This window comes from Amycolatopsis sp. NPDC058340, assembly GCF_042723975.1.
Classification (GTDB): domain Bacteria; phylum Actinomycetota; class Actinomycetes; order Mycobacteriales; family Pseudonocardiaceae; genus Amycolatopsis.
Window position 1 is genome coordinate 1 of record NZ_JBHXIB010000017.1, and the last position, 18,162, is coordinate 18,162.

Sequence of the window (18,162 nt, forward strand, 5' to 3'; positions counted from 1 at the left end):
TCCCTCGGCTGAGCCGAGGGAAGGGGGCCTTCACGCGCAAAGCGCCACTTACACGAAGGCGCTCTGGCCGGTGATCGCCTTCCCGACGATCAGCGTGTTCATCTCCCGCGTGCCTTCGAACGAGTAGATCGCCTCGGCGTCGGTGAAGAACCGCATGATGTCGTTGTCCAGCACGATCCCGTTGCCACCGAAGATCTCGCGGCCCCAGGCGACGACCTCCCGCATCCGCGAGGTCACGAACGCCTTCGCCAGCGACGAGTGCTCGTCCTTGAAGATCCCGGCGTCCTGCAACCTCGCCAGCTGCACCAGCATGCCCCACGACGCGGTGATGTTGCCGAGGCTCTTCACCAGCAGGTCCTGCACCAGCTGGAACCGCGCGATCGGACGGCCGAACTGCTTGCGCTCCTTGGCGTAGTCCAGCGCGAGTTCGTAGGCGCCGATCATCACGCCCAGCGCCTGCCACGCCACACCGCCGCGGGTCGCGCGCAGGATCTCGGCGACGTCGCGGAACGAATCGATGCCCTGCAACCGGTTGGCTTCCGGCACCCGCACGTCGGTCAGCGTGATCTCCGCGTTCTCCACGATCCGGAACGCGAATTTGTTCTCGATCTTGACCGGTACGAATCCCGGCGAGTCCTTCTCGACCACGAAACCCTTGACGTGGTTGTCCGCCTCGTCACGGGCCCACACGATGACGAGGTCCGCGAAGGTCGCGTTGCCGATCCACTTCTTGGCACCGTTGAGGATCCAGGTGTCGCCCTCGCGCCGCGCCGTGGTGCGCATGCCGCCCGCGACGTCGGAACCGCCGAGCGGTTCGGTCATCGCGAAGGCGCCGATCTTGTCCATCGCCGCCATCGACGGGAGCCAGCGGTCGCGCTGTTCCTGGCTGCCGCCGGAGTAGATGCTGTACATCGCGAGTCCGTTGTGGACACCGAAGAACGTGGCCACGGAAGGATCCGTGCGGGTCATCTCCATCGCCATCATGCCGCTGAGCAGGTGGCTGGTGGCCGGAAGGTGCTCGCCGTAACCCTCGTAGGGCAGCCCGGCGACACCGAGTTCGCGGAACTTGCCGACGAGCTCGTGCGGGAATTCGCCCTTGGCCCAGTATTCGTTCACCAGCGGTTTGACCTCGGAGCGCATGAAGTCACGCGTTTTGAGCAGCAGCTTGCGCTCTTCCTCCGGCAGCAGGTCCTCGTAGGCGTAGAAGTCGGCGGTCATTTCAGTTCTCCTCCCTGGCGGCACTGTCCAAAGCGGACAGGACCGCGAGTTGCTTGCGGTCGCGCGCCTCGGCGAGTTCCGAGTACGTGGAGGAGCCGTAAGCGGATTCCACGGCTTCGATGAGCCGTTCCTGTTCTTCGGGGTCTTGCGAGGGCTGCCCGAGGCCCGCCCACATCTGCTTCATCGACTTGCCGATGTGCTCGGCCATATGCCGGTAGCCGCCGGGGCCGCCACCCAGATGCGAGCCGAGGAACGGCCCGACTGTCGACCAGCGGATACCGAGCGAGTTCGTCATCACCGCGTCCAGTTCGGACGGTGACACGACACCCTGTTCCACCAGGTAGATCGCCTCGCGGCTCAGCGCGTTCTGCAGCCGGTTGCCGACGAACCCGGGGATCTCCTTGCGTTCCACCACCGGGGTGCGGCCGACGAACCGGTAGAACTCCACGGCCCGCTCGACGGACTCGGCCCCGGTGCGCTCACCGGGCACGACCTCGACCAGCGGGATCAGGTGCGGCGGGTTGAACGGGTGTCCGATGAGGACTCGCGACGCGTCGTCCAGCTCCGCCGTGAACGCGGTCGAGGGGATCGCGGAAGACGAACTGAGCAACAAAGCGTGAGCCGGTGCTTCGCGGACCAGCGTCGCGAACAGGTCCTTTTTGAACTCGACGTTCTCGGGTCCGTTCTCCTGTACGACATCTGCGTTCCGGACGGCTTCGGCCACATCGGTGGCGAGGTGGACGCGAGGCGCGAGTTCCGCGACGGTCCGGCCGAGATGCGGGGCGAACGCCTCCAGTGCGTCCGCGACGGCCTCGGCGAGGTCCGGTCGCGGATCCGAGACCTGGACCTCCATGTCGTGCGCGGCGAACAACGCCGTCCACGACAGGCCGATGGTGCCCGCGCCGATCACCGCGGCGGTGCGGAAGATCATGACCTTGCTCCCTTCAAGTAGTCGAAGACCGGCTTGACCGGGGCGAGCGTCAGGTCGGTGAGGATGTGGCTCGCGGAAACGACCTCCAGCACCGGAAGGTCGGCGAGCGGGGCCAGCACGTGCTGGAACAGTTGCAGCCGCGCAGGCCCTGTCCACGCCTGCTTGACCACCACGTCGGTGATCTCGGTGCGGACCAGTTCGAACACCCGGGGCGAACCGTCGTAGTCCGGGATGGTCTTGAGCATGAACGTCGGCACGGTGATCTGCGCTTCGGCCTCGCGCACGTCCAGCCGGTGGTGCTTGTAACCCATGGTCGCGGTGGCGACGCGCTGGCTGCCGTAGTCGAGTGTGCCGACGAGCGCGCCGTTCTCGGCGAACAGCTTTGGCGAGCCGATGGTCTTCGGGTAGGCGCTGATCTCGCGTCCGGAGGCGGTGGCCGGGAAGTTGTCGAGGTACATCGCATGCAGGTACTCACCGCGCTCGCCCTCGAAGCTCACCGGGATCGCTTGCCCGGACTCGGTGTAGGGCCCGTAACCACTGACGTCGCCCATCTTCATCACCTCGAACCGCACGAGCGGCTCGTCGATTTCCAGGGGCTCCGGCACGACGGCGCGCAGGGCGTCGGCGTCGGTGCGGTAGACGATGTTCAGGTACTCCCGGTCGGTGAACCGCGGCACGACCGGCGCGTACGCGGGATTCGTGAGCGGGGTGGTCACGTGCCGGAGAACGTCTTGCTGCTTCATCTCACTCTCCAGCCCACTGTGGAGTGCGGCGTTCGGCGAAGGCCTGCATGCCCTCGCGGACGTCGGCCGACTTCATCAGCGCCGTCAGCTCCGAGCGCTGGGTGGCAAACGCTTGCGGGTCGGGAACGCCGTCCGCCGCGCGGACGATCTTCTTGACCAGTGCCAGCGCCAGGGGAGCGTTGGCGGCGATCCGCTCGGCCAGTTGCAGGGCGACCGCGGTGGCCTCGCCGGTGGGGACGACCCGGTTCACCAGGCCCAGCTCTCCCGCGCGTTCGGCGCCGAGAGGCTCGCCGGTGAGCAGGAACTCCATCGCCAGGTGATGCGGGATCCGCTTCGGCAGCCGGATCACGCCGCCACCGGCGGCGATCAGCCCGCGTTTCACCTCGGGCAGCCCGAACTTCGCGTCTTCGGCGGCGACGATCAGGTCGCAGCCCAGTGCCAGCTCGAACCCGCCACCCATGGCCCAGCCTTCGACGGCCGCGATCAGCGGCTTCGACAGTTCGGCCTCGGTCAGCCCGCCGAACCCGCGGCCGGGGATCTCGGGCGACTCGCCCTGCAAGGCCGCTTTGAGGTCCATACCGGCGCTGAACGAACCGTCCGCGCCGGTCAGGACTCCGGCCCGCAGCGTGGGATCGGACTCCAGCAGGTCCAGTGCTTCGGCCAGGCCTGCCGCGACGGCGGCGTTCACCGCGTTGCGGGCCCGCGGCCGGTCGATCGTAATCAGCAGCGTGCCGCCGACCCGTTCCGTGCGTACTTCGTCGGTGCTCATGGGTTCTTCCTCAGCGTGTGGTGGCGAGTTCACGCAAGACTTCTTCGGTGTCCTGGCCCGGCAGGGGAGCCAGGCGCCGGACGGAACCGGGGGTCCGGGAGAACTTCACCGGGATGCCGATGGTGCGGATCGAGCCCTCGCTCGGGTGCTCGACGACGTCGAGCAGGTGACCGTCGCGGACGTATTCGTCGTCCTGCGCGCGGTCGAGTTCGAGAACGGGGGCCATCGGGATGCTGTGCTTCGCGCAGACCTCGGTCCACTCCTCGGTGGTCAGCGCCGGGGCGCATTCGGCGATCATCGCGGCCAGCGCCTCGTGGTCGGCGCCGTCGATCGCGTCGCCGTTGACCCGCGGGTCTTCGGCCAGTTCCGGCCGCCCGGCGGCGTGGAAGAAGTCGCGGAAGTTCTGCGGGTTGTAAGGGATCACACAGGCCATGCCGTCCTTGGTGTGCACCGCCTGGTGGCCGGGGTTCATCGACGGGCCGAAACCGGTCGGGCCCTCCGCGGGCTCGAACACGTGCCCGGCGAGATGCTCGACGAGGTTGAACGCGATCAGCGTGTCGGTCATCGGGATTTCGACCCGCTGGCCCTCGCCGGTCCGGTCGCGGTGCACCAGCGCGGCGAGCACGGTGTAGGCGATGGTCAGGGAGGAGACCTTGTCGCCGATGATCGTCGGCAGGTAGACCGGCTTGCCGAGCGCGCGGTTCGCGACGTCGACCAGACCGGACGACGCCTGCACCGTCTCGTCGTAGGCGGCGTGCCCCGCGCGGTCGGAGTCGCCGCGGAAACCCTGCGCGTGGGCGTAGACCAGGCCCGGGTTGCGCGCGGCGAGATCGGCGTAGTCCATGCCGAGCCTGCTCAGCGCGCCGGGACGCATGTTGGTGATCAGCACGTCGGCGGTGTCGATCAGCTTGAGCGCCTGCTCGCGCTCTTCCTCGTCCTTGAGGTTGAGGGCGACGCTGCGCTTGTTGCGGTTCACGTTCAGGTTCAGCGCGGTCATGCCCGGCGTCGTGCGGAACTTGCCGACCCGCACGGTGTCGGCGGGGGACTCGATCTTGATCACGTCGGCGCCCAGGTCGCCGAGGATCTGCGCGGCGTACGGGCCCATGACGACCGTCGAAAGGTCGATCACGCGAACGCCGTCCAGTGGTCCGGTGGCGGTGTGAGTCATTTTGCTTCCCTTCGCCGTTGTTCGCTCTACAACCGAAGCTAGGCGCGAATTGCGGTGAAGGGAATGATCAAGAAAAGCGGAATGGTATGACCGCGGTGGTCATACCATTCTTCAGGTGGAAAGCGGTTCGGCGAAGATCTCGCGTACCCCGGCCACCAGTTCGGCGAGGTCGCCCTCCTCGGCGCGGTCGCGCCGCCAGACCAGTGCGGTCTCCAGCCGGGGCTGGAAATCGGCGAACGGCAGGATGGTCGCGCCGTCGACGAGGAACAGATGCATCGGGCTGGCCGGATCGAGCATCGTGATCGAGAACGAGGACCCGTTCGCCACCAGTTCGGAAATGCCCGAATACTCGGTTCCGCCGACTTTGAGCCTTTTCCTGATGCCCGAGTTCGACAATTTACGGTCCATATCGTCCGAATAGGCCGGAATGCTCTCCGATGCCGACGGGATATAGGACAGATCACTCAATTCGGCGATGGTGACGGTGTCCCGTCCGGCGAACCGGTCCGCCGGGACGACCGCGCCGAGCCGCTCCACCTGCACCGGGACGATCTCCAGCGCGGGATCGGTCACCGGCATTCGGACCAGCGACAACGCCAGCTTGCCCTCGTGCACCGCGGCCACCAGATCGGGTGTCGTACCCGGCCAGCGCTTGAGCTCGAAGCGGTCGTGACAGCGTTCTTCGAGCCGTTTGACCCGTTCGCGCAGGGCCGGGTGCACGCCGGCGGGGATGCCGACGAACACGGTGCTCCGCCGGGGTTTCACCGCTTCCCGCAGCCGCCAGGGGATCGCGTTGACCTGTTCGAGGACGTCCCTCGCGATGGGGAGCAGCGCGGAACCGGCCGCGGTGAGCGTGACGTGGTGTGTGCTGCGGTCGAACAGCTTGTGGCCCAGTTCGTGTTCGAGGTCCTTGATGCGCTGGCTGAGCGGCGAGGCGGCCATGTGCAGTTTGCGGGCCGCCTGGGAGAAATTCAGTTCCTCGGCGACGGCCACGAAATACCGCAGGTGCAACATCTCCACGTGATCACCCTAACCGGAACGCCACGGTGAACGCGGCTCCGCCTTCGGGTGCCGGCCCCGCCGTCAGCGTGCCGCCCATGCGGGTGACCAGGCCGTGCGCCAGCGCGAGCCCGATACCCGAACCGACCGGGCGGCGGTCGCGGTAGCGCCGGTTCAGCACCCCGCGCTCGAACGCGACCGGGTAGTCCTCCGGCGCGAGGCCGGGCCCGCCGTCCCGCACCGCCAGCCGGGCTTGGCCGCCGTCCGCGACCAGCGAGAACACGATCGGCGCACCCGCCGGGGTCACGCGCAGCGCGTTCTCGGCCAGTCCGTCGACGACCTGGCGGAGCCGCCGCGGATCGGCGATCACCGGCACCTCGCCGGGCGGCCGCTCGACCACGAGCGTGACGTCCTGCCGTGCGCACCGCAGCCGCCAGACGTCCGCGCATTCGTCGACCAGCGCGGCGAGATCGAGGCGCGCCGGGTCGAGGCGGAACTCGTCCGCGCCCAGCCGTGCCAGCTCCAGCAGGTCGCTGACCAGGCGTTCCAGCCGTCCGGCCTCGCGATGGATGGTCTGCCCGGCGCGGCGCGCGTCCTCGCCCTCGGCCACGCCGTCACCGATCGCCTCGGCGAATCCGGTGACGGCGGTCAGCGGCGTCCGCAGTTCGTGCGACACCGAAAGCAGGAACTCGCGCTGCCGCGCCTCGCTGTACTGCAGGGCGTCGGCCAGTTCGTTGACCGATTTCGCCACGTCCGCGACCTCGGACGGGCCTTCCACCGGAACGCGCAGGTCACGGCGCCCGGCGCGCATCCCGCCCGCCACCGACGCGACCCGGCGCAACGGCCGCGACAGCATCCGGCTCAGCACCAGCCCGGCGATCGCGGCGACCGCCAGCCCGGCGCCGAGCGCGAGCACGATGTTGTGCACCAGCGTCCGGCCGCGCGCCGCACCGATCTCCGTCGACTGCACCAGCGCGAACGCGGCCCCTCTCGCGCCCACGGTGCGGGCTTCGACCAGGTACTGCCTGCCTTCCACCGTCACCGTGCCCGAGCGGGCGAACCCGGTTTCGGTGGCGGCGATCGCCGCGTCGGTCCCGGCGCCGCCGAGTGTCCCGTTCGGACGGCGGACGACGACGTCGATCCCTTGTCCACGAACGACTTCCGCGACCTTGCCGACGCTGAGCCGGTTGCCGATCCCGGTTTCGTCGAGCTGGCTCGCGACCACGTCGGCCTGCGCCGAGAGCGACTGCCGGAGCACGTCGGTGCCGGCGGTGTGGACGAGCCGGGCCGCGACCAGCCCGGCGACCACCACCGCGACCGCGGCGATCGCGAGGCACACCACGGTGATCCGCAGCGTGAGCGAGGTCCGGTTCATCCGGCGTCCGCCGCGTACCCGGTCCCGCGGACCGTCCTGATCGGACTGTGCTCGCCCAGTTTCCCGCGCAGCTGGGCGATGTGGACGTCGACGGTCCGCGTTCCCGCCGACGCCGCGTAACCCCAGACGGAACTGAGCAGCTGCTCGCGGCTGAACACCTGGCCTGGCCTTCGCACCAGATGGGTCAGCAGCTCGAATTCGGTCGACGTCAGCGCGATCTCGGTGCCGCCCGCCCAGACACGCCGCTGGGTGACGTCGACCCGGACGTCGCCCGCGGTGTAGGTCTCGGCGGGCGACGGCGCTCCGGCGGCACGGCGCAGCACGGTCCGGACCCGCGCCGAAAGTTCACGCGGGCTGAACGGTTTCGTCAGATAGTCGTCCGCGCCGATCTCCAGGCCCAGCAAGCGGTCCAGTTCGTCGTCGCGCGCGGTCACGAACAGCACGGGCGTCCAGTCGCCGTCCGCGCGCAGGGTCCGGCAGATCTCGATACCGTCCATTCCGGACAGTCCGATGTCGAGCACGATCGCGACCGGGCGCAGCCGCCGGATCGTGGCCAGTGCCGCGCCGCCGTCCGCCTCCACGTGCACGCCGAATCCGTCCCGCCGCAGATACAGCGAGGCGAGCTCGGCGATCGCGGGGTCGTCCTCGACGACCAGCACCAGCCCGCGTCCCGGTTGTGTCGTCACCGGCAGATCCTGTCACGGGGCCGGGTCGCCTGCCATGTCCCGCTCGATCGAGTCGAGGGTGTGCTGGACGTCGCTCAGCTGCCCCGGCGCCGGGCTCGACGCGGGTTCGTCGTCGCCGCACGCGGCCGTGCCGAACAGCGCGAGCGCGGTCAAACCGGTGGCCAGGAGGCGTTTCACTTGCCCGCCTTGCAGTGCGCGGCGGCGAACGCGTCGAGCTTCTGCTTCGCCGCGGTGAGTTCGGGAAGCCGCCCGTTGCGTTTGTCGGCGCGCTTCTGGAGCCTGTCCGCGGTGTCGTTGTGGCCCTTCTTGCGCTGGCCTTCGGCCCTGGCCTTGAGATTCGCGACCGACCCGCGGACCTCGGGGCCGCCGTTGATGCGTTCGGTGAGCTTCGTGGTGCGCTGGGTGAGCTTGGGCAGCCATTCGGCGCACAGCGTCTGGGACTCTTCGGGGCTCAGGGTGATAGGTGCCTGGGCCGAGGCGGCGGGGGCGAGAGCGACGAGGCCGGCCGCGGTGAGGCAGACGGCGATGGTGTGTTTCAGCATGCGAAGAGCGTGGCGCGGCCGGATACGAGGAATGTGGGGGAAATGTTCGGGTTTTGTAAGCGATACTCGGACGATGGGGCTCAAGACCTTGACCGCCACCGTCGTGGCGACACTGCTGTTCACCGCCGCGCCCGCCGTCGCGTCATCCGGGCTCGTCCTGCGTGACGGCGTCAGCGCGCCGGTGTTCTCCTACGAGAAGGCCATCCGGGAGACCGCCTGGGTGGAGACCGGCCAGGACCTCGACCGCGACGGGCAGGCCGACCGCGTCGCCGCCGACATCATCCGCCCGGCGGAACCGGCCGCCCGCGGGCAGCGCGTTCCGGTGATCATGGACGTCAGCCCGTACTTCGAGAAGGTCGGGCGCGGCAACGAGCGCCAGCCGAAGACGTACCTCCCCGACGGCACGCCGTCGCAGTTCCCGCTCTTCTACGACAACTACTTCGTCCCACGCGGGTACGCGGTCGTGCTGGTCGACGTCGGGGGCACCAATCGCTCTTCCGGGTGTTTCGACGACGTCGCGTCCGGCAACGGCGTCGTGAACTGGCTCAACGGGCGAGCCCAGGCCTTCCGCACGCCGTTCGGGCCCGAGCGGGTCCGCGCGGACTGGGCGAACGGGTCGGTCGGCGCGATCGGGAAGTCGCAGGACGGCGCGACGGCGATCGGGATGGCGGCGTCCGGGATCGAGGGCCTGAAGACCATCGTGCCGATCGCGGGGGTCAGTTCGTACTACGAGGTCCACAACTCCCACGGCGCCTACTTCGGCTGGGCGGGCGGTCCCGGTTTCTACAACGAGCGCGCCGGGAAGCTGTGCCGCCCGTTCGAAGAGGACAACGCGCGGCGCGCGGGGACGGACGGGAACTTCAACGAGTACTGGCGCGGGCTCGACTACGTCGCGAAGACCGGCAAGGTGCGCGCCAGCGTTTTCGCGTCCATGGGCTTCCACGACCTCAACGTCAACCCGATCCAGTTCGGGCCCTGGTGGGAGGCGCTGAACGCCTACGGTGTGCCGCGCAAGGCGTGGCTGCACCAGGCGGCGCACGTCGACCCGTTCGACCTCGACCGGTCGCTGTTCGTGCGGACGCTGCACCGCTGGTTCGACCGCTGGCTGCTCGGCGTCCGCAACGGCGTCGAGACCGAACCCGCGATCCGGATCGAGCACTCGCCGGACCGTTGGACCGACGAGCGCCGCTGGCCGCCTGTCACGCGGTCGCGCGTCTTGTGGCCATCGGAGGCGGGCGGGCTGGGGCATCGCCCGTCACAGGGCACGGCTTCGGTGACCGACGATCCGGCGCGCGGGGCGTCACAGTGGGTGGAGAACCCGTCGCAGCCGGGCCCGGATCGGGTCGTCTTCGCCGGTGAACCCGTGCGGGCGGACACGCGCGTGGCCGGGACCGCCACCGTGACGGTGACCGCCCGTTCGGACAAGCCGGGCGCGCGGCTCGGCGCGGTGCTGGTCGACTACGGGCCCGCGACCGTGCGGAACACGAAATTCCCCGCGCTCGGCACGAAGAACCTGACGACCCGCTCCTGCTGGGGCGCGGGTACCGCCGCGGACACCGGCTGCTTCCTCGACACCGTCGCCGATCTGACCACAGTGGACAAACGGATCGTGGCGACCGGCTGGGCGGACCTCGGCCATCACCGGTCACTGTGGCGAGGTGAACCGCTCGTGCCAGGCAAGGCGTACACGATGACTTTCCGGCTGAGCAGCCTCGACCACGTCGTCCCGGCGGGGCACCGTCTTGCGCTCGTCCTGGGCGGGACCGACGGGGACATGTTCGACCCGGCGCTGCCCGCGCTCGGTTCCCGGGTGACGTTCGAACTGGGCGGGACTTCGCTTTCGGTACCGGTCGCCGGCCGCGTTTAGTCCTCTGAATGCGAGGAGAGAAGGAGCACGTATGGCGAAGATCCAGCGCATTTCCGTCCACGGCCACACGAGCGCGAGCCCCGACGCCGTCTACGCCCTCCTCGTGGACCGCGAGCATTGGCCGGACTGGTCGCCCATGGGCGCGTTCCGCCTGCTGGACAAGGGGGACGACAACGGTCTCGGCGCCGTCGGCGTCTTCAGCACCAACGGCGTCAACAGCTGCGAAGAGGTCATCGCGCTCGAACCCGGCAAACGCTTCGGCTACTCCCTGAAGAAGGGGCTCCCGGTGCGGGACTACCGCGCCTACGTCGACCTCACCTCCGAGCGGGGCGGCACCGCGATCCACTGGCATTCCACGTTCACCGCCAAGATCCCGGGCACCGGCTGGTTCTATCGCCGCTTCCTCGGCCACTTCATCGGGCGCATGGTCGAGAGCCTCGTGGCGCGCGCCTCGCGCGGCGCACCATAAAGTAGGCGTATGGCAGCCCCACGACGCACGCAGGAGGAACGCAGCGCCGCGATGCGCGTCAGGCTGCTCGACGCCACGATCGACTGTCTCGTGGAGTACGGCTACGCGGGCACCACGACCACCCGCGTCGCGGATCGCGCCGGGGTGACCCGCGGCGCGCAGGTGCACCACTTCCCGACCAAGACCGACCTCGTCACCTCCGCGATCCGGCATCTCGCGGCCAAGCGCACCGAGGTCGCGATGGCGGAGATCGACCGGCTCAAGGCCTCGGCCGACCCGGTCGGGGACGCGTTGCAGCTGCTGTGGGAGATGCACCAGGGGCCGGTCTTCTCGGCGACCGTCGAGCTGTGGGTGGCGTCGCGGACCGACGCGGAACTGCGCGCCCAGATGGCGGAGGTCGAGCCGATCGCGACGAGCAGCCTGGTCGAATTCGGCAAGGCGCTGCTGCCGGACCATTCGGATCATCCCGAATTCCTGCACGCGGTGTACACGGCGATGGACGTCGTCCGCGGCATCCTCATCGCCAGCTGGGCGACCCGCGACCAGGCCGAACTGGAGGCGCGCTGGGAGCGCGGCCGCCGTCATCTGATCCTGCTGTTCGAGGCGTTGATGCAGCCCGCCCCCTCCCGCTAGGCGTGTTACTCTCCCCGGGAGAGTGAGGAGGTCACGTGCTCGGAAACCCGTACGACCCCGACTGCCCGACCCGCGCGCTGCTCGACCGCATCGGCGATCAGTGGACCGTGCTGATCGTCGGCGTGCTCGGCGACGGCCCGCTCCGGTTCACCGAGATCGGCAAACGCGTGCGCGGCATCTCGCAGAAGGTCCTCACCCAGACGCTGCGCAGCCTCGTCCGCGACGGGATCCTGAAGCGCACGGCGTACCCGGAGATCCCTCCGCATGTGGAGTACGAGCTGACCGCGCTCGGCCGCAACCTCGCCGAACCGCTCGAAATGCTCGACAAATGGGCTCGCGTCCACATGGGCGAGGTGCTCGACGCGCGCAAGAACTACGACGGTCAGCTCACCGCCTGACCGAACAGCCGGTCGAGGTGATAGTCCACTGTGGACAGCGCCTCGTCCGGGGTGCGGTGCTTCATCACGATGTTGGTGCCCTGTGAATCGGCGAGTGCCCAGAGGATCGCGGACTCGTGCATCGGATCGGCCGACTTGTCGACATCACCGGCCTCCTGGCCCTGGCGGATCAGGATCGCGAACAGTTCGAACAACTGGGGGACGCCGTCGGTGAACGCGGCCGCGAACGACGGGTCGGAGATCGCGCGGATGAAGAACGCGACGCCCATCAGCCAGTCGCCGCGGCGGCGCTCGTCGAGCGGCAGGATCTCGACCATGATCGCGCGGATGATGGCCTTGGGCGTCGACGGTAGTTCGCCTGCCTCCAGCTGAGCCTTGATGCGCTCCTCGTACACCTGCGAGCGGCGTTCGACGGCGAACAGCAGCATCTCGTCCTTGGTCTTGAAGTAATGCTGCACCAAGCCCATCGACATCCCCGCTTCGGCGGCGACGTGCCGGAGGCTGACTCCTTCGAGGCCTCGTGTGGCCGTCAGCCGCGTCAGCGCCTCGGCGATCTCCGCGCGTCGCGCGCCGTGATCCACCTGTTTCGGCACCTTCACCATCCGTTCCGCCGTTTGCAATGCGATCGCATTGCCACTACGGTCGCACGTTATTACGATGCGATCGCATTGTAAACGATCGTCGGGGGTGAATTCGGTGGAAGCCGAACGGGGGAAGGTGCGGCTGAGGCCGCCGCGGAACGCGCTGGATCAGCGGGTCGTGGGGTGGTGGCGGCTGCAGGGAACGCTCTTCTGGGGCGCGCCGGTGCTGGTGCTGGTGGTGCTCGGGCTGCTGATCGCGCCCGCGCGGTCCTGGCTGCTGACGCCGGCGGTGGTGTTCGCGGTGGCGGGTCTGATCTGGGTGATCGCGATGCCGCTGTGGTGGTTCAAGGTGCATCGCTGGGAGGTCACGGACACGGCGGTGTACGCGCGCTCCGGGTTCTTCTGGCAGGAGTGGCGCGTCGCGCCGATGTCGCGGATCCAGACCGTGGACACCCTGCGCGGGCCGCTGCAGCAGGTGTTCAAGCTCGCGACCGTCACGGTGACCACGGCGTCGGCGCGGGGCGCGGTCAAGATCCGCGGGCTCGACCACGAACTGGCCGCGAACCTGGCGGAGCAGCTCACCGAAACGACGCAGGCGACGCCAGGGGACGCGACATGACCTCGGGTGAGTTCGAGGGCTGGAACACACTCGACAAGCGGACGCTCGCGGTCACCGCGGTGATGATGACCGGCGCGGCCGTCGGTGCCGCGATCCCGACCACGGCGGCGATCGTGGGCGGAGGCGCGAGATTCTGGGTCGCGCTCGCCTGGGTCGTGGCCGGCGGGCTGGTCCTCGTCGCCGGCGGCGTGCTGGCGGACCTCTTCTACTGGAAGGGGGTCCGCTACCGCGTCACGCCGGAACGCTTGGAGACGGCGTTCACCCTGGTCTTCCGTACACGGAAATCCCTGCAGCGCGAGCGGATCCGCAACGTCGACCTGACGGCGAACCCGCTGCACCGGCTGTTCGGCGTCGCGGTGGTGACCATCGGCACCGGCTCGCACGAGTCGGGCGGGCAGGGCCGGATCAAACTCAACCCCGTCTCGCGTGCCGAAGCCGAGCGGCTGCGCGCGGAACTGCTGCGCCGCGCGGAGATCACGGAGACCGACGAGGACGCCCCGCTCGCCGAACTCGACCGGAGCTGGATCCGCTACGCGCCGATGTCGTTCCTGACCCCGGCGCTGGGCCTCGCGGCGGGTGGTGGCCTCATGCAGGTCTCCGAATGGGCGGGCCTGCGGAAGGGCCTGATCGACTGGGTGATCGGCCTGTTCCGCGGTATCCCGCTGGTGGTGGCGATCCTGATCCTGCTGGCGATCGCGATGGTCGTCGGCCTGATCGGCGCGCTGGGCCTGTGGGTCGAGATGTGGTGGAACTACCGGCTCGACCGCGAACCCGGCGGCACGCTGCGGGTGCGCCGGGGCCTGTTCACCACGCGCTCGATCTCGATCGAGGAACGCCGGATGCGCGGGGTCGACCTCGTCGAGCCGCTCGGGAACCGGATCTCCGGCGCGGCGCGCGTCGACGCGATCGCCACCGGTATGCGCCAAAGCGACGACAAGGACAAGACCGACTACCACACGCTTCTGCCGGCCGCGCCGGTCGCGACGGCCAACCGGATCGCCGCGGCGGTGCTGCGCGAACCGGTCTCGCCGACCGAAGCGGTCCGGCTCACCGGGCATCCGCGAGCCGCGCGGGGACGGCTGCTGCGCTGGTGGATCGGCTCGGTGGTGGTCTTGCTGGCCATCTTCGCGCTCCTCGGCTTCCTGCTGACCGGCGTCCTGCTGGTGATCGGCGCCGCGCTCGGCGTGGTGCTGCTGCCCGCGTCGGTGCTGCTGGCGCTGGACGCCTATCGCAACCTCGGGCACGGGATCACCGGGCGGTACCTGGTCGGGCGGCACGGGACCGTGCGGCGGAGCACGTTCGCCCTGGACCGCGACGGCGTGATCGGCTGGACGGTGAAGCAGTCGATCTTCCAGCGGCGCAAGGGTTTGCTGACCGTCGTGGCGACCACGGCCGCCGGTGCCGGGGCGTATTCGGTGTACGACGCGGGGGAGGAGCAGGGGCTGCTGTTCGCGGAGGAGTCCGTGCCGGAGCTGCTGACGCCCTTCCTGGACCGGGCCTGACCCTCGTGAGTGGCAAGGACGGTTCTAACCGTCCTTGCCACTCACGAGGCCCATACTTCGGCCGTCACCGAAGCGTCCGCTGGCTACCGTCGTGCCATGACCGCATTCGCCGCACTGCACGTCCCCGGGTCCCCGCTGCTCCTGCCGAACGTCTGGGAATTCGGCACCGCCGCCTTCCTTGCCGCCCAAGGCTTCCCGGCGCTCGGCACGACCAGCCTCGGGGTCTCGGCCGCCGAGGGCGAACCGGACGGAGCACCTTCCTCGAAGGACGCCACCGTCCGGCTCGCGCGGCGGCTCGCCGGGCTGGACGCGCTGATCAGCGTCGACCTCGCCGACGGGTTCAGCGACGATCCGGGCGAGGTCGGCGCGCTGGCGGCGGAGCTCGCCGAAGCCGGTGTCGCGGGCATCAACCTCGAAGACGCCCTGGGGGATCCCGCGCGGCACGCGGCCAAGATCGCGGCCGCGAAGGACCGCACTCCCGGCCTCTTCGTCAACGCCCGCACGGACACGCATTGGCTGGGCGAGCCCGACATCGGCGCCGCGATCGACCGCTGTCTGTCCTATGTGGACGCCGGGGCCGACGGGGTGTTCGTGCCGGGGCTTTCCGCATCCGCGGACGTCGAACGGCTGGTGAAGGCCGTCCGGGTGCCGGTGAACCTGCTGTTCCTGCCCGGCAAGGTCACCGTCGACGGCCTGGCGGGCCTCGGCGTCGCCCGGGTCAGCCTCGGGTCGCTGCCGTACCGGATGGCGCTGGCCGCCACGCTGCGCACGGTGGAGGCCGTGCGCGACGGAGGGGAACTCCCGCTGACCCCGCCCTCCTACGCCGACGTCGCGGCCCTGCTCCCGGAATCTCATTAACCTCGGGAGCATGCCGACCTTCGGAGCCGAATTCGCCGTCCCGCCCGGATATCTGAACACGCCCAGCATCGGTATCCCGCCGTCGCACGTGGCCGACGCGGTGGCGGAGGCGGTCGAGCGATGGCGCCGTGGCGAGGCCCGTCCGGCCGACTTCGACGAGCCTGTCGCGCGGACGAGGGCGGGCTTCGGCGCGCTGATCGGCGTCCCGGCGGAGCGGGTCGCGATCGGGGCGTCCGTCTCGCAGCTGATCGCGAACGTGGCCGCCGGACTGCCCGACGGCGCCAGTGTGCTGGTCGCCGCCAACGACTTCACGAGCGTCACCTTCCCGTTCGCGGCCCAGGCGCACCGCGGGGTGAAGGTCACCGAGGTCCCGCTGGCCGAGCTGACCGAGCGCGTCGCAGGGCACGACCTCGTCGCGGTCAGCGTCGTCCAGTCGGCGGACGGCGCCCAGATCGACCTCGCCGCGCTCCGGGCCGCGGCCGAGGCGGCGGGCGCGGCGGTCCTGCTCGACGCCACCCAGGCCGCCGGGTGGCGGCCACTGGACCTCGGCTGGGCCGACTGGGTGGTCGCCGCGGGCTACAAATGGCTGCTCGCGCCGCGCGGGGCGGCGTGGCTGGCCGCGCATCCGCGGGTGCTGGAGCGGGCCGTGCCGGTCGCCGCGAACTGGTACGCGGGCGAGGACCGCTGGCAGACCGTCTACGGTCTCCCGCTGCGCCTCGCGGAGGGCGCCCGGTCGCTCGACCTGTCCCCGGCCTGGCTGGCGTTCGTCGGCGCCGCCGCCTCGCTCGACTACCTCGCGTCCTTGGACCTCGACGCCGTCCGAGCGCACTGCGTCGGCCTCGCCGACTCGCTCCTCGAAGCGGTCGGCTCACCCGGTCAGGGGAGTGCGATCGTCTCGCTCGACGCCGACGCCGGCCGGGTGGCGGAAGCGGGCATCGTGGCCGGTACCCGGGCCGGGAGGCAGCGATTCGGCTTCCATCTGTACAACACGGCTGACGACGTCGAACGGGTGATAAGCACGTTCAGGTGAACCGCCGGACGGGCGTGAACTACCGTATGTTCCCGTGGTTGGTGCGCAATTTACCCCGGGACCGACGGAAACGGCCCGGCTTCAGCCGGTGCGACCGGCAGGGCCGGGCGGGCCGCCGCCCGCGCCGAAGCCGCCGAGGGACACCAAGGCCCTGGCGCTCAAGGGCGGCGGGCTCGTCGTCATCGCGGTCGTCTCGGCCCTGCTCTGGTGGCTGATCCGGCACGAGCCGGAGCCGGCACCGGTCGCGGACCCGCCGTCGAAGAGCGGCCAGTTCCAGTACACGCTGGTCGAGGGCCCGCAGGTCACCACCGACTGCGCGAGCAAGTCCTACGGTGAGACCAAGAAGTTCTTCACCGATACGCCGTGCACGCGCCTGTCGCGGGCGCTGTACACGACCGAGACCGCCGGGAAGAAGGCGCTGGTGTCGGTCGTCCTGGTCACCATGCCCGGCGAGGTCACCGCGACCCAGCTCAAGGCGCTGACCGACAAGGACGGCACGGGCAACGTGTCCGACCTGGTGCGCGACGGGACCTTCAAGGACCAAGGCGCGCCGAAGATCTCCGGGCAGGACGCGGCCTACGACTCCCACGTCACCGGGCCCGAGGTGGCCATCGTGCTGGCCGGCTTCTACGACAAGCAGAAGGACAAGCCGGTACTGGAGAAGATCGCGACCGACGCCCTGCGGCTCTCGGGCGACCTGCGCCGCTGACCGCCGTGGGCTGAAAGCGTCCTTCACCGCATCTCACGCGGTGAAGGACGCTTTCGTCGCGTCACATGCGGGGAAAGCGTCCTTCAGCTCTACGCCGACTGGCCCGGCATCGCGATCGCCACCGGTTTCGCGCCGAACTCCGCCCGCCAAGCGGTACCCCGCCGCGCCGACCCGATCAGCGCGTTCAGCGCGGTCGTCCGCAGGGCCGCGTCATCGGTCCGGTCGACCACGCCGAGCCAGGCCGCGCTCGCGTCCGCCTCGGCCGTCGCCACCAATTCCATCGCCGAGTTCGCCTCGGTCACCGGCCGCGGCGGCACGTACGCCGCCTCCGGCCCGGTGGGGGTCTGGCCTGCCGCCGAAAGCATCCGTTCGCAGACGTCCCGCCGTTTGACGTGCTCGGCCGTACCCCGCGACACCGCGCCGCTGAACGCCGCGGGCAGGTACGCGCTGACCAGGCCGTACACCCAGATCGCCGCGTGTTCGGCGGCCAACGCCTGCTGGACCGACTCCGCCGACTCCCCGCCGAGCTGGACCCCGGCGGGCACCTCGACGGCTCCGGCGTCGTCGCCGCGGCCGAGCTTCTCCGAACTCTGCTGCAGCGCCGCGCACCCCGCCGCGATCGAGGCGACCATCCCGGCGCGGTAGCGGGGCAGCGAAGGCACGAGTCCCTCGGCCTGCTTGCGGGCCTGCGCGAGCCGCTCCTTGAGCCCGTCCAGCGACGACGGCGGCGTCTCCCCGGGACCGGACTGCTCCGGCTTCGGCCGGTTGAGCCGGTCGACCTCGGTCTTGAGCGCGGCCGCGTGCGCGGCCCGCGCGGTGGCGACCGCTTCGCCCTCGGCGCCCAGCGCCTTCGCACCGGCCGCGTCGGTCTCCGCCGCGCGCAGCAAAGGGCCGAGCGGGTCGGGGCTTTCGTCGAAGCCGGGGGAGCAGGCGGACGCCAGCGGCACGGCCAGCGCGGCCAGCGCCCCCATCCGCAGGAAAGTGCGACGGCTCGGCTCTGTCGATCTTCCGGTCACGCCGCCCCATCCTGCCAGTACCCCGCGCGGGGCCGCCGCTCGCGCGTCA

Annotated in this window: 21 protein-coding genes; 9 read left to right on the plus strand and 12 right to left on the minus strand. The window is 70.0% G+C overall.

What is annotated here, in order from left to right:
• Positions 1 to 48: 48 nt before the first annotated feature.
• From ACFWIW_RS20465 to ACFWIW_RS20510, 10 genes are all read right to left on the minus strand, one after another.
• Entirely contained in the window at positions 49 to 1,218 is a 1,170-nt protein-coding gene (locus ACFWIW_RS20465; protein WP_378369880.1) for an acyl-CoA dehydrogenase family protein, read from the minus strand.
• Position 1,219: 1 nt separating this feature from the next.
• On the minus strand, positions 1,220 to 2,149 hold the full coding sequence (locus tag ACFWIW_RS20470; protein WP_378369881.1) for a 3-hydroxyacyl-CoA dehydrogenase NAD-binding domain-containing protein: 930 nt from the start codon (positions 2,147 to 2,149) through the stop codon (positions 1,220 to 1,222).
• Positions 2,146 to 2,892 carry an acetoacetate decarboxylase gene (locus ACFWIW_RS20475; RefSeq protein WP_378369882.1) on the minus strand — a complete coding sequence of 249 codons (747 nt, stop codon included), beginning with the start codon at positions 2,890 to 2,892 and terminating at the stop codon, positions 2,146 to 2,148. The genes ACFWIW_RS20470 and ACFWIW_RS20475 overlap by 4 nt, the downstream gene beginning before the upstream one ends.
• Position 2,893: 1 nt before the next feature.
• Complete coding sequence (locus tag ACFWIW_RS20480; RefSeq protein WP_378369883.1) at positions 2,894 to 3,661, minus strand: crotonase/enoyl-CoA hydratase family protein; 768 nt, start codon at positions 3,659 to 3,661, stop codon at positions 2,894 to 2,896.
• A gap of 10 nt (positions 3,662 to 3,671) precedes the next feature.
• Positions 3,672 to 4,829: a CaiB/BaiF CoA transferase family protein gene (locus ACFWIW_RS20485; RefSeq protein ID WP_378369884.1), complete on the minus strand. Its 1,158-nt coding sequence runs from the start codon at positions 4,827 to 4,829 to the stop codon at positions 3,672 to 3,674.
• 111 nt (positions 4,830 to 4,940) lie between these two features.
• A complete protein-coding gene (locus ACFWIW_RS20490; RefSeq protein ID WP_378369885.1) occupies positions 4,941 to 5,849 on the minus strand; it encodes a LysR family transcriptional regulator in 909 nt (302 codons plus the stop codon).
• Between the two features lie 4 nt (positions 5,850 to 5,853).
• A complete protein-coding gene (locus ACFWIW_RS20495; RefSeq protein WP_378369886.1) occupies positions 5,854 to 7,203 on the minus strand; it encodes an ATP-binding protein in 1,350 nt (449 codons plus the stop codon).
• The gene (locus tag ACFWIW_RS20500; protein ID WP_378369887.1) at positions 7,200 to 7,889 is read right to left on the minus strand and encodes a response regulator; all 690 of its coding nucleotides are present in this window, start codon (positions 7,887 to 7,889) and stop codon (positions 7,200 to 7,202) included. Before ACFWIW_RS20500 ends, ACFWIW_RS20495 begins: the two co-directional genes overlap by 4 nt.
• A gap of 12 nt (positions 7,890 to 7,901) precedes the next feature.
• Complete coding sequence (locus ACFWIW_RS20505) at positions 7,902 to 8,066, minus strand: hypothetical protein (RefSeq protein WP_378369888.1); 165 nt, start codon at positions 8,064 to 8,066, stop codon at positions 7,902 to 7,904.
• Complete coding sequence (locus tag ACFWIW_RS20510) at positions 8,063 to 8,431, minus strand: hypothetical protein (protein WP_240601091.1); 369 nt, start codon at positions 8,429 to 8,431, stop codon at positions 8,063 to 8,065. Before ACFWIW_RS20510 ends, ACFWIW_RS20505 begins: the two co-directional genes overlap by 4 nt.
• A gap of 73 nt (positions 8,432 to 8,504) precedes the next feature.
• Between ACFWIW_RS20510 and ACFWIW_RS20515 the strand changes: the two genes are divergently transcribed.
• Genes ACFWIW_RS20515 through ACFWIW_RS20530 form a run of 4 tightly spaced genes read left to right on the plus strand, consistent with a single transcriptional unit; the run spans position 8,505 to position 11,798 of the window.
• Positions 8,505 to 10,298 carry a CocE/NonD family hydrolase gene (locus ACFWIW_RS20515; protein WP_378369889.1) on the plus strand — a complete coding sequence of 598 codons (1,794 nt, stop codon included), beginning with the start codon at positions 8,505 to 8,507 and terminating at the stop codon, positions 10,296 to 10,298.
• Between the two features lie 31 nt (positions 10,299 to 10,329).
• Positions 10,330 to 10,767 carry an SRPBCC family protein gene (locus ACFWIW_RS20520; protein ID WP_378369890.1) on the plus strand — a complete coding sequence of 146 codons (438 nt, stop codon included), beginning with the start codon at positions 10,330 to 10,332 and terminating at the stop codon, positions 10,765 to 10,767.
• 51 nt (positions 10,768 to 10,818) lie between these two features.
• On the plus strand, positions 10,819 to 11,400 hold the full coding sequence (locus tag ACFWIW_RS20525) for a TetR/AcrR family transcriptional regulator (protein ID WP_378369991.1): 582 nt from the start codon (positions 10,819 to 10,821) through the stop codon (positions 11,398 to 11,400).
• 35 nt (positions 11,401 to 11,435) lie between these two features.
• Entirely contained in the window at positions 11,436 to 11,798 is a 363-nt protein-coding gene (locus ACFWIW_RS20530; protein ID WP_378369891.1) for a winged helix-turn-helix transcriptional regulator, read from the plus strand.
• Here ACFWIW_RS20530 and ACFWIW_RS20535 read toward each other — a convergent pair.
• Positions 11,783 to 12,400 carry a TetR/AcrR family transcriptional regulator gene (locus tag ACFWIW_RS20535; RefSeq protein WP_378369892.1) on the minus strand — a complete coding sequence of 206 codons (618 nt, stop codon included), beginning with the start codon at positions 12,398 to 12,400 and terminating at the stop codon, positions 11,783 to 11,785. The two genes, ACFWIW_RS20530 and ACFWIW_RS20535, sit on opposite strands and share 16 nt — an antisense overlap.
• Before the next feature lie 55 nt (positions 12,401 to 12,455).
• Here ACFWIW_RS20535 and ACFWIW_RS20540 point away from each other — a divergent pair, with 55 nt between their 5' ends.
• The 5 genes from ACFWIW_RS20540 to ACFWIW_RS20560 all read left to right on the plus strand — a co-directional run bounded on the left by ACFWIW_RS20540 (position 12,456) and on the right by ACFWIW_RS20560 (position 17,097).
• Entirely contained in the window at positions 12,456 to 12,998 is a 543-nt protein-coding gene (locus ACFWIW_RS20540; RefSeq protein WP_378369893.1) for a PH domain-containing protein, read from the plus strand.
• Complete coding sequence (locus tag ACFWIW_RS20545) at positions 12,995 to 14,500, plus strand: PH domain-containing protein (RefSeq protein WP_378369894.1); 1,506 nt, start codon at positions 12,995 to 12,997, stop codon at positions 14,498 to 14,500. Before ACFWIW_RS20540 ends, ACFWIW_RS20545 begins: the two co-directional genes overlap by 4 nt.
• A gap of 96 nt (positions 14,501 to 14,596) precedes the next feature.
• On the plus strand, positions 14,597 to 15,358 hold the full coding sequence (locus ACFWIW_RS20550) for an isocitrate lyase/phosphoenolpyruvate mutase family protein (RefSeq protein WP_378369895.1): 762 nt from the start codon (positions 14,597 to 14,599) through the stop codon (positions 15,356 to 15,358).
• A gap of 10 nt (positions 15,359 to 15,368) precedes the next feature.
• Positions 15,369 to 16,388, plus strand: coding sequence for an aminotransferase class V-fold PLP-dependent enzyme (locus ACFWIW_RS20555; protein WP_378369896.1), 1,020 nt, complete (start codon positions 15,369 to 15,371; stop codon positions 16,386 to 16,388).
• Positions 16,389 to 16,476: 88 nt separating this feature from the next.
• Positions 16,477 to 17,097 carry a hypothetical protein gene (locus ACFWIW_RS20560; RefSeq protein WP_378369897.1) on the plus strand — a complete coding sequence of 207 codons (621 nt, stop codon included), beginning with the start codon at positions 16,477 to 16,479 and terminating at the stop codon, positions 17,095 to 17,097.
• Positions 17,098 to 17,186: 89 nt separating this feature from the next.
• Here the strand turns inward: ACFWIW_RS20560 and ACFWIW_RS20565 are convergent, their stop codons facing one another.
• Positions 17,187 to 18,113, minus strand: a complete 927-nt coding sequence (locus ACFWIW_RS20565; protein WP_378369898.1) for a ferritin-like domain-containing protein — start codon at positions 18,111 to 18,113, stop codon at positions 17,187 to 17,189.
• Positions 18,114 to 18,162 lie beyond the last annotated feature (49 nt).

Coding starts and splice junctions, on each gene's coding strand:
- ACFWIW_RS20465 (WP_378369880.1), bottom strand. CDS start 1,218: ATGACCGCCGACTTCTACGCCTACGAGGACCTGCTGCCGGAGGAAGAG.
- ACFWIW_RS20470 (WP_378369881.1), bottom strand. CDS start 2,149: ATGATCTTCCGCACCGCCGCGGTGATCGGCGCGGGCACCATCGGCCTG.
- ACFWIW_RS20475 (WP_378369882.1), bottom strand. CDS start 2,892: ATGAAGCAGCAAGACGTTCTCCGGCACGTGACCACCCCGCTCACGAAT.
- ACFWIW_RS20480 (WP_378369883.1), bottom strand. CDS start 3,661: ATGAGCACCGACGAAGTACGCACGGAACGGGTCGGCGGCACGCTGCTG.
- ACFWIW_RS20485 (WP_378369884.1), bottom strand. CDS start 4,829: ATGACTCACACCGCCACCGGACCACTGGACGGCGTTCGCGTGATCGAC.
- ACFWIW_RS20495 (WP_378369886.1), bottom strand. CDS start 7,203: ATGAACCGGACCTCGCTCACGCTGCGGATCACCGTGGTGTGCCTCGCG.
- ACFWIW_RS20510 (WP_240601091.1), bottom strand. CDS start 8,431: ATGCTGAAACACACCATCGCCGTCTGCCTCACCGCGGCCGGCCTCGTC.
- ACFWIW_RS20515 (WP_378369889.1), top strand. CDS start 8,505: ATGGGGCTCAAGACCTTGACCGCCACCGTCGTGGCGACACTGCTGTTC.
- ACFWIW_RS20520 (WP_378369890.1), top strand. CDS start 10,330: ATGGCGAAGATCCAGCGCATTTCCGTCCACGGCCACACGAGCGCGAGC.
- ACFWIW_RS20525 (WP_378369991.1), top strand. CDS start 10,819: ATGCGCGTCAGGCTGCTCGACGCCACGATCGACTGTCTCGTGGAGTAC.
- ACFWIW_RS20535 (WP_378369892.1), bottom strand. CDS start 12,400: ATGGTGAAGGTGCCGAAACAGGTGGATCACGGCGCGCGACGCGCGGAG.
- ACFWIW_RS20540 (WP_378369893.1), top strand. CDS start 12,456: ATGCGATCGCATTGTAAACGATCGTCGGGGGTGAATTCGGTGGAAGCC.
- ACFWIW_RS20545 (WP_378369894.1), top strand. CDS start 12,995: ATGACCTCGGGTGAGTTCGAGGGCTGGAACACACTCGACAAGCGGACG.
- ACFWIW_RS20550 (WP_378369895.1), top strand. CDS start 14,597: ATGACCGCATTCGCCGCACTGCACGTCCCCGGGTCCCCGCTGCTCCTG.
- ACFWIW_RS20555 (WP_378369896.1), top strand. CDS start 15,369: ATGCCGACCTTCGGAGCCGAATTCGCCGTCCCGCCCGGATATCTGAAC.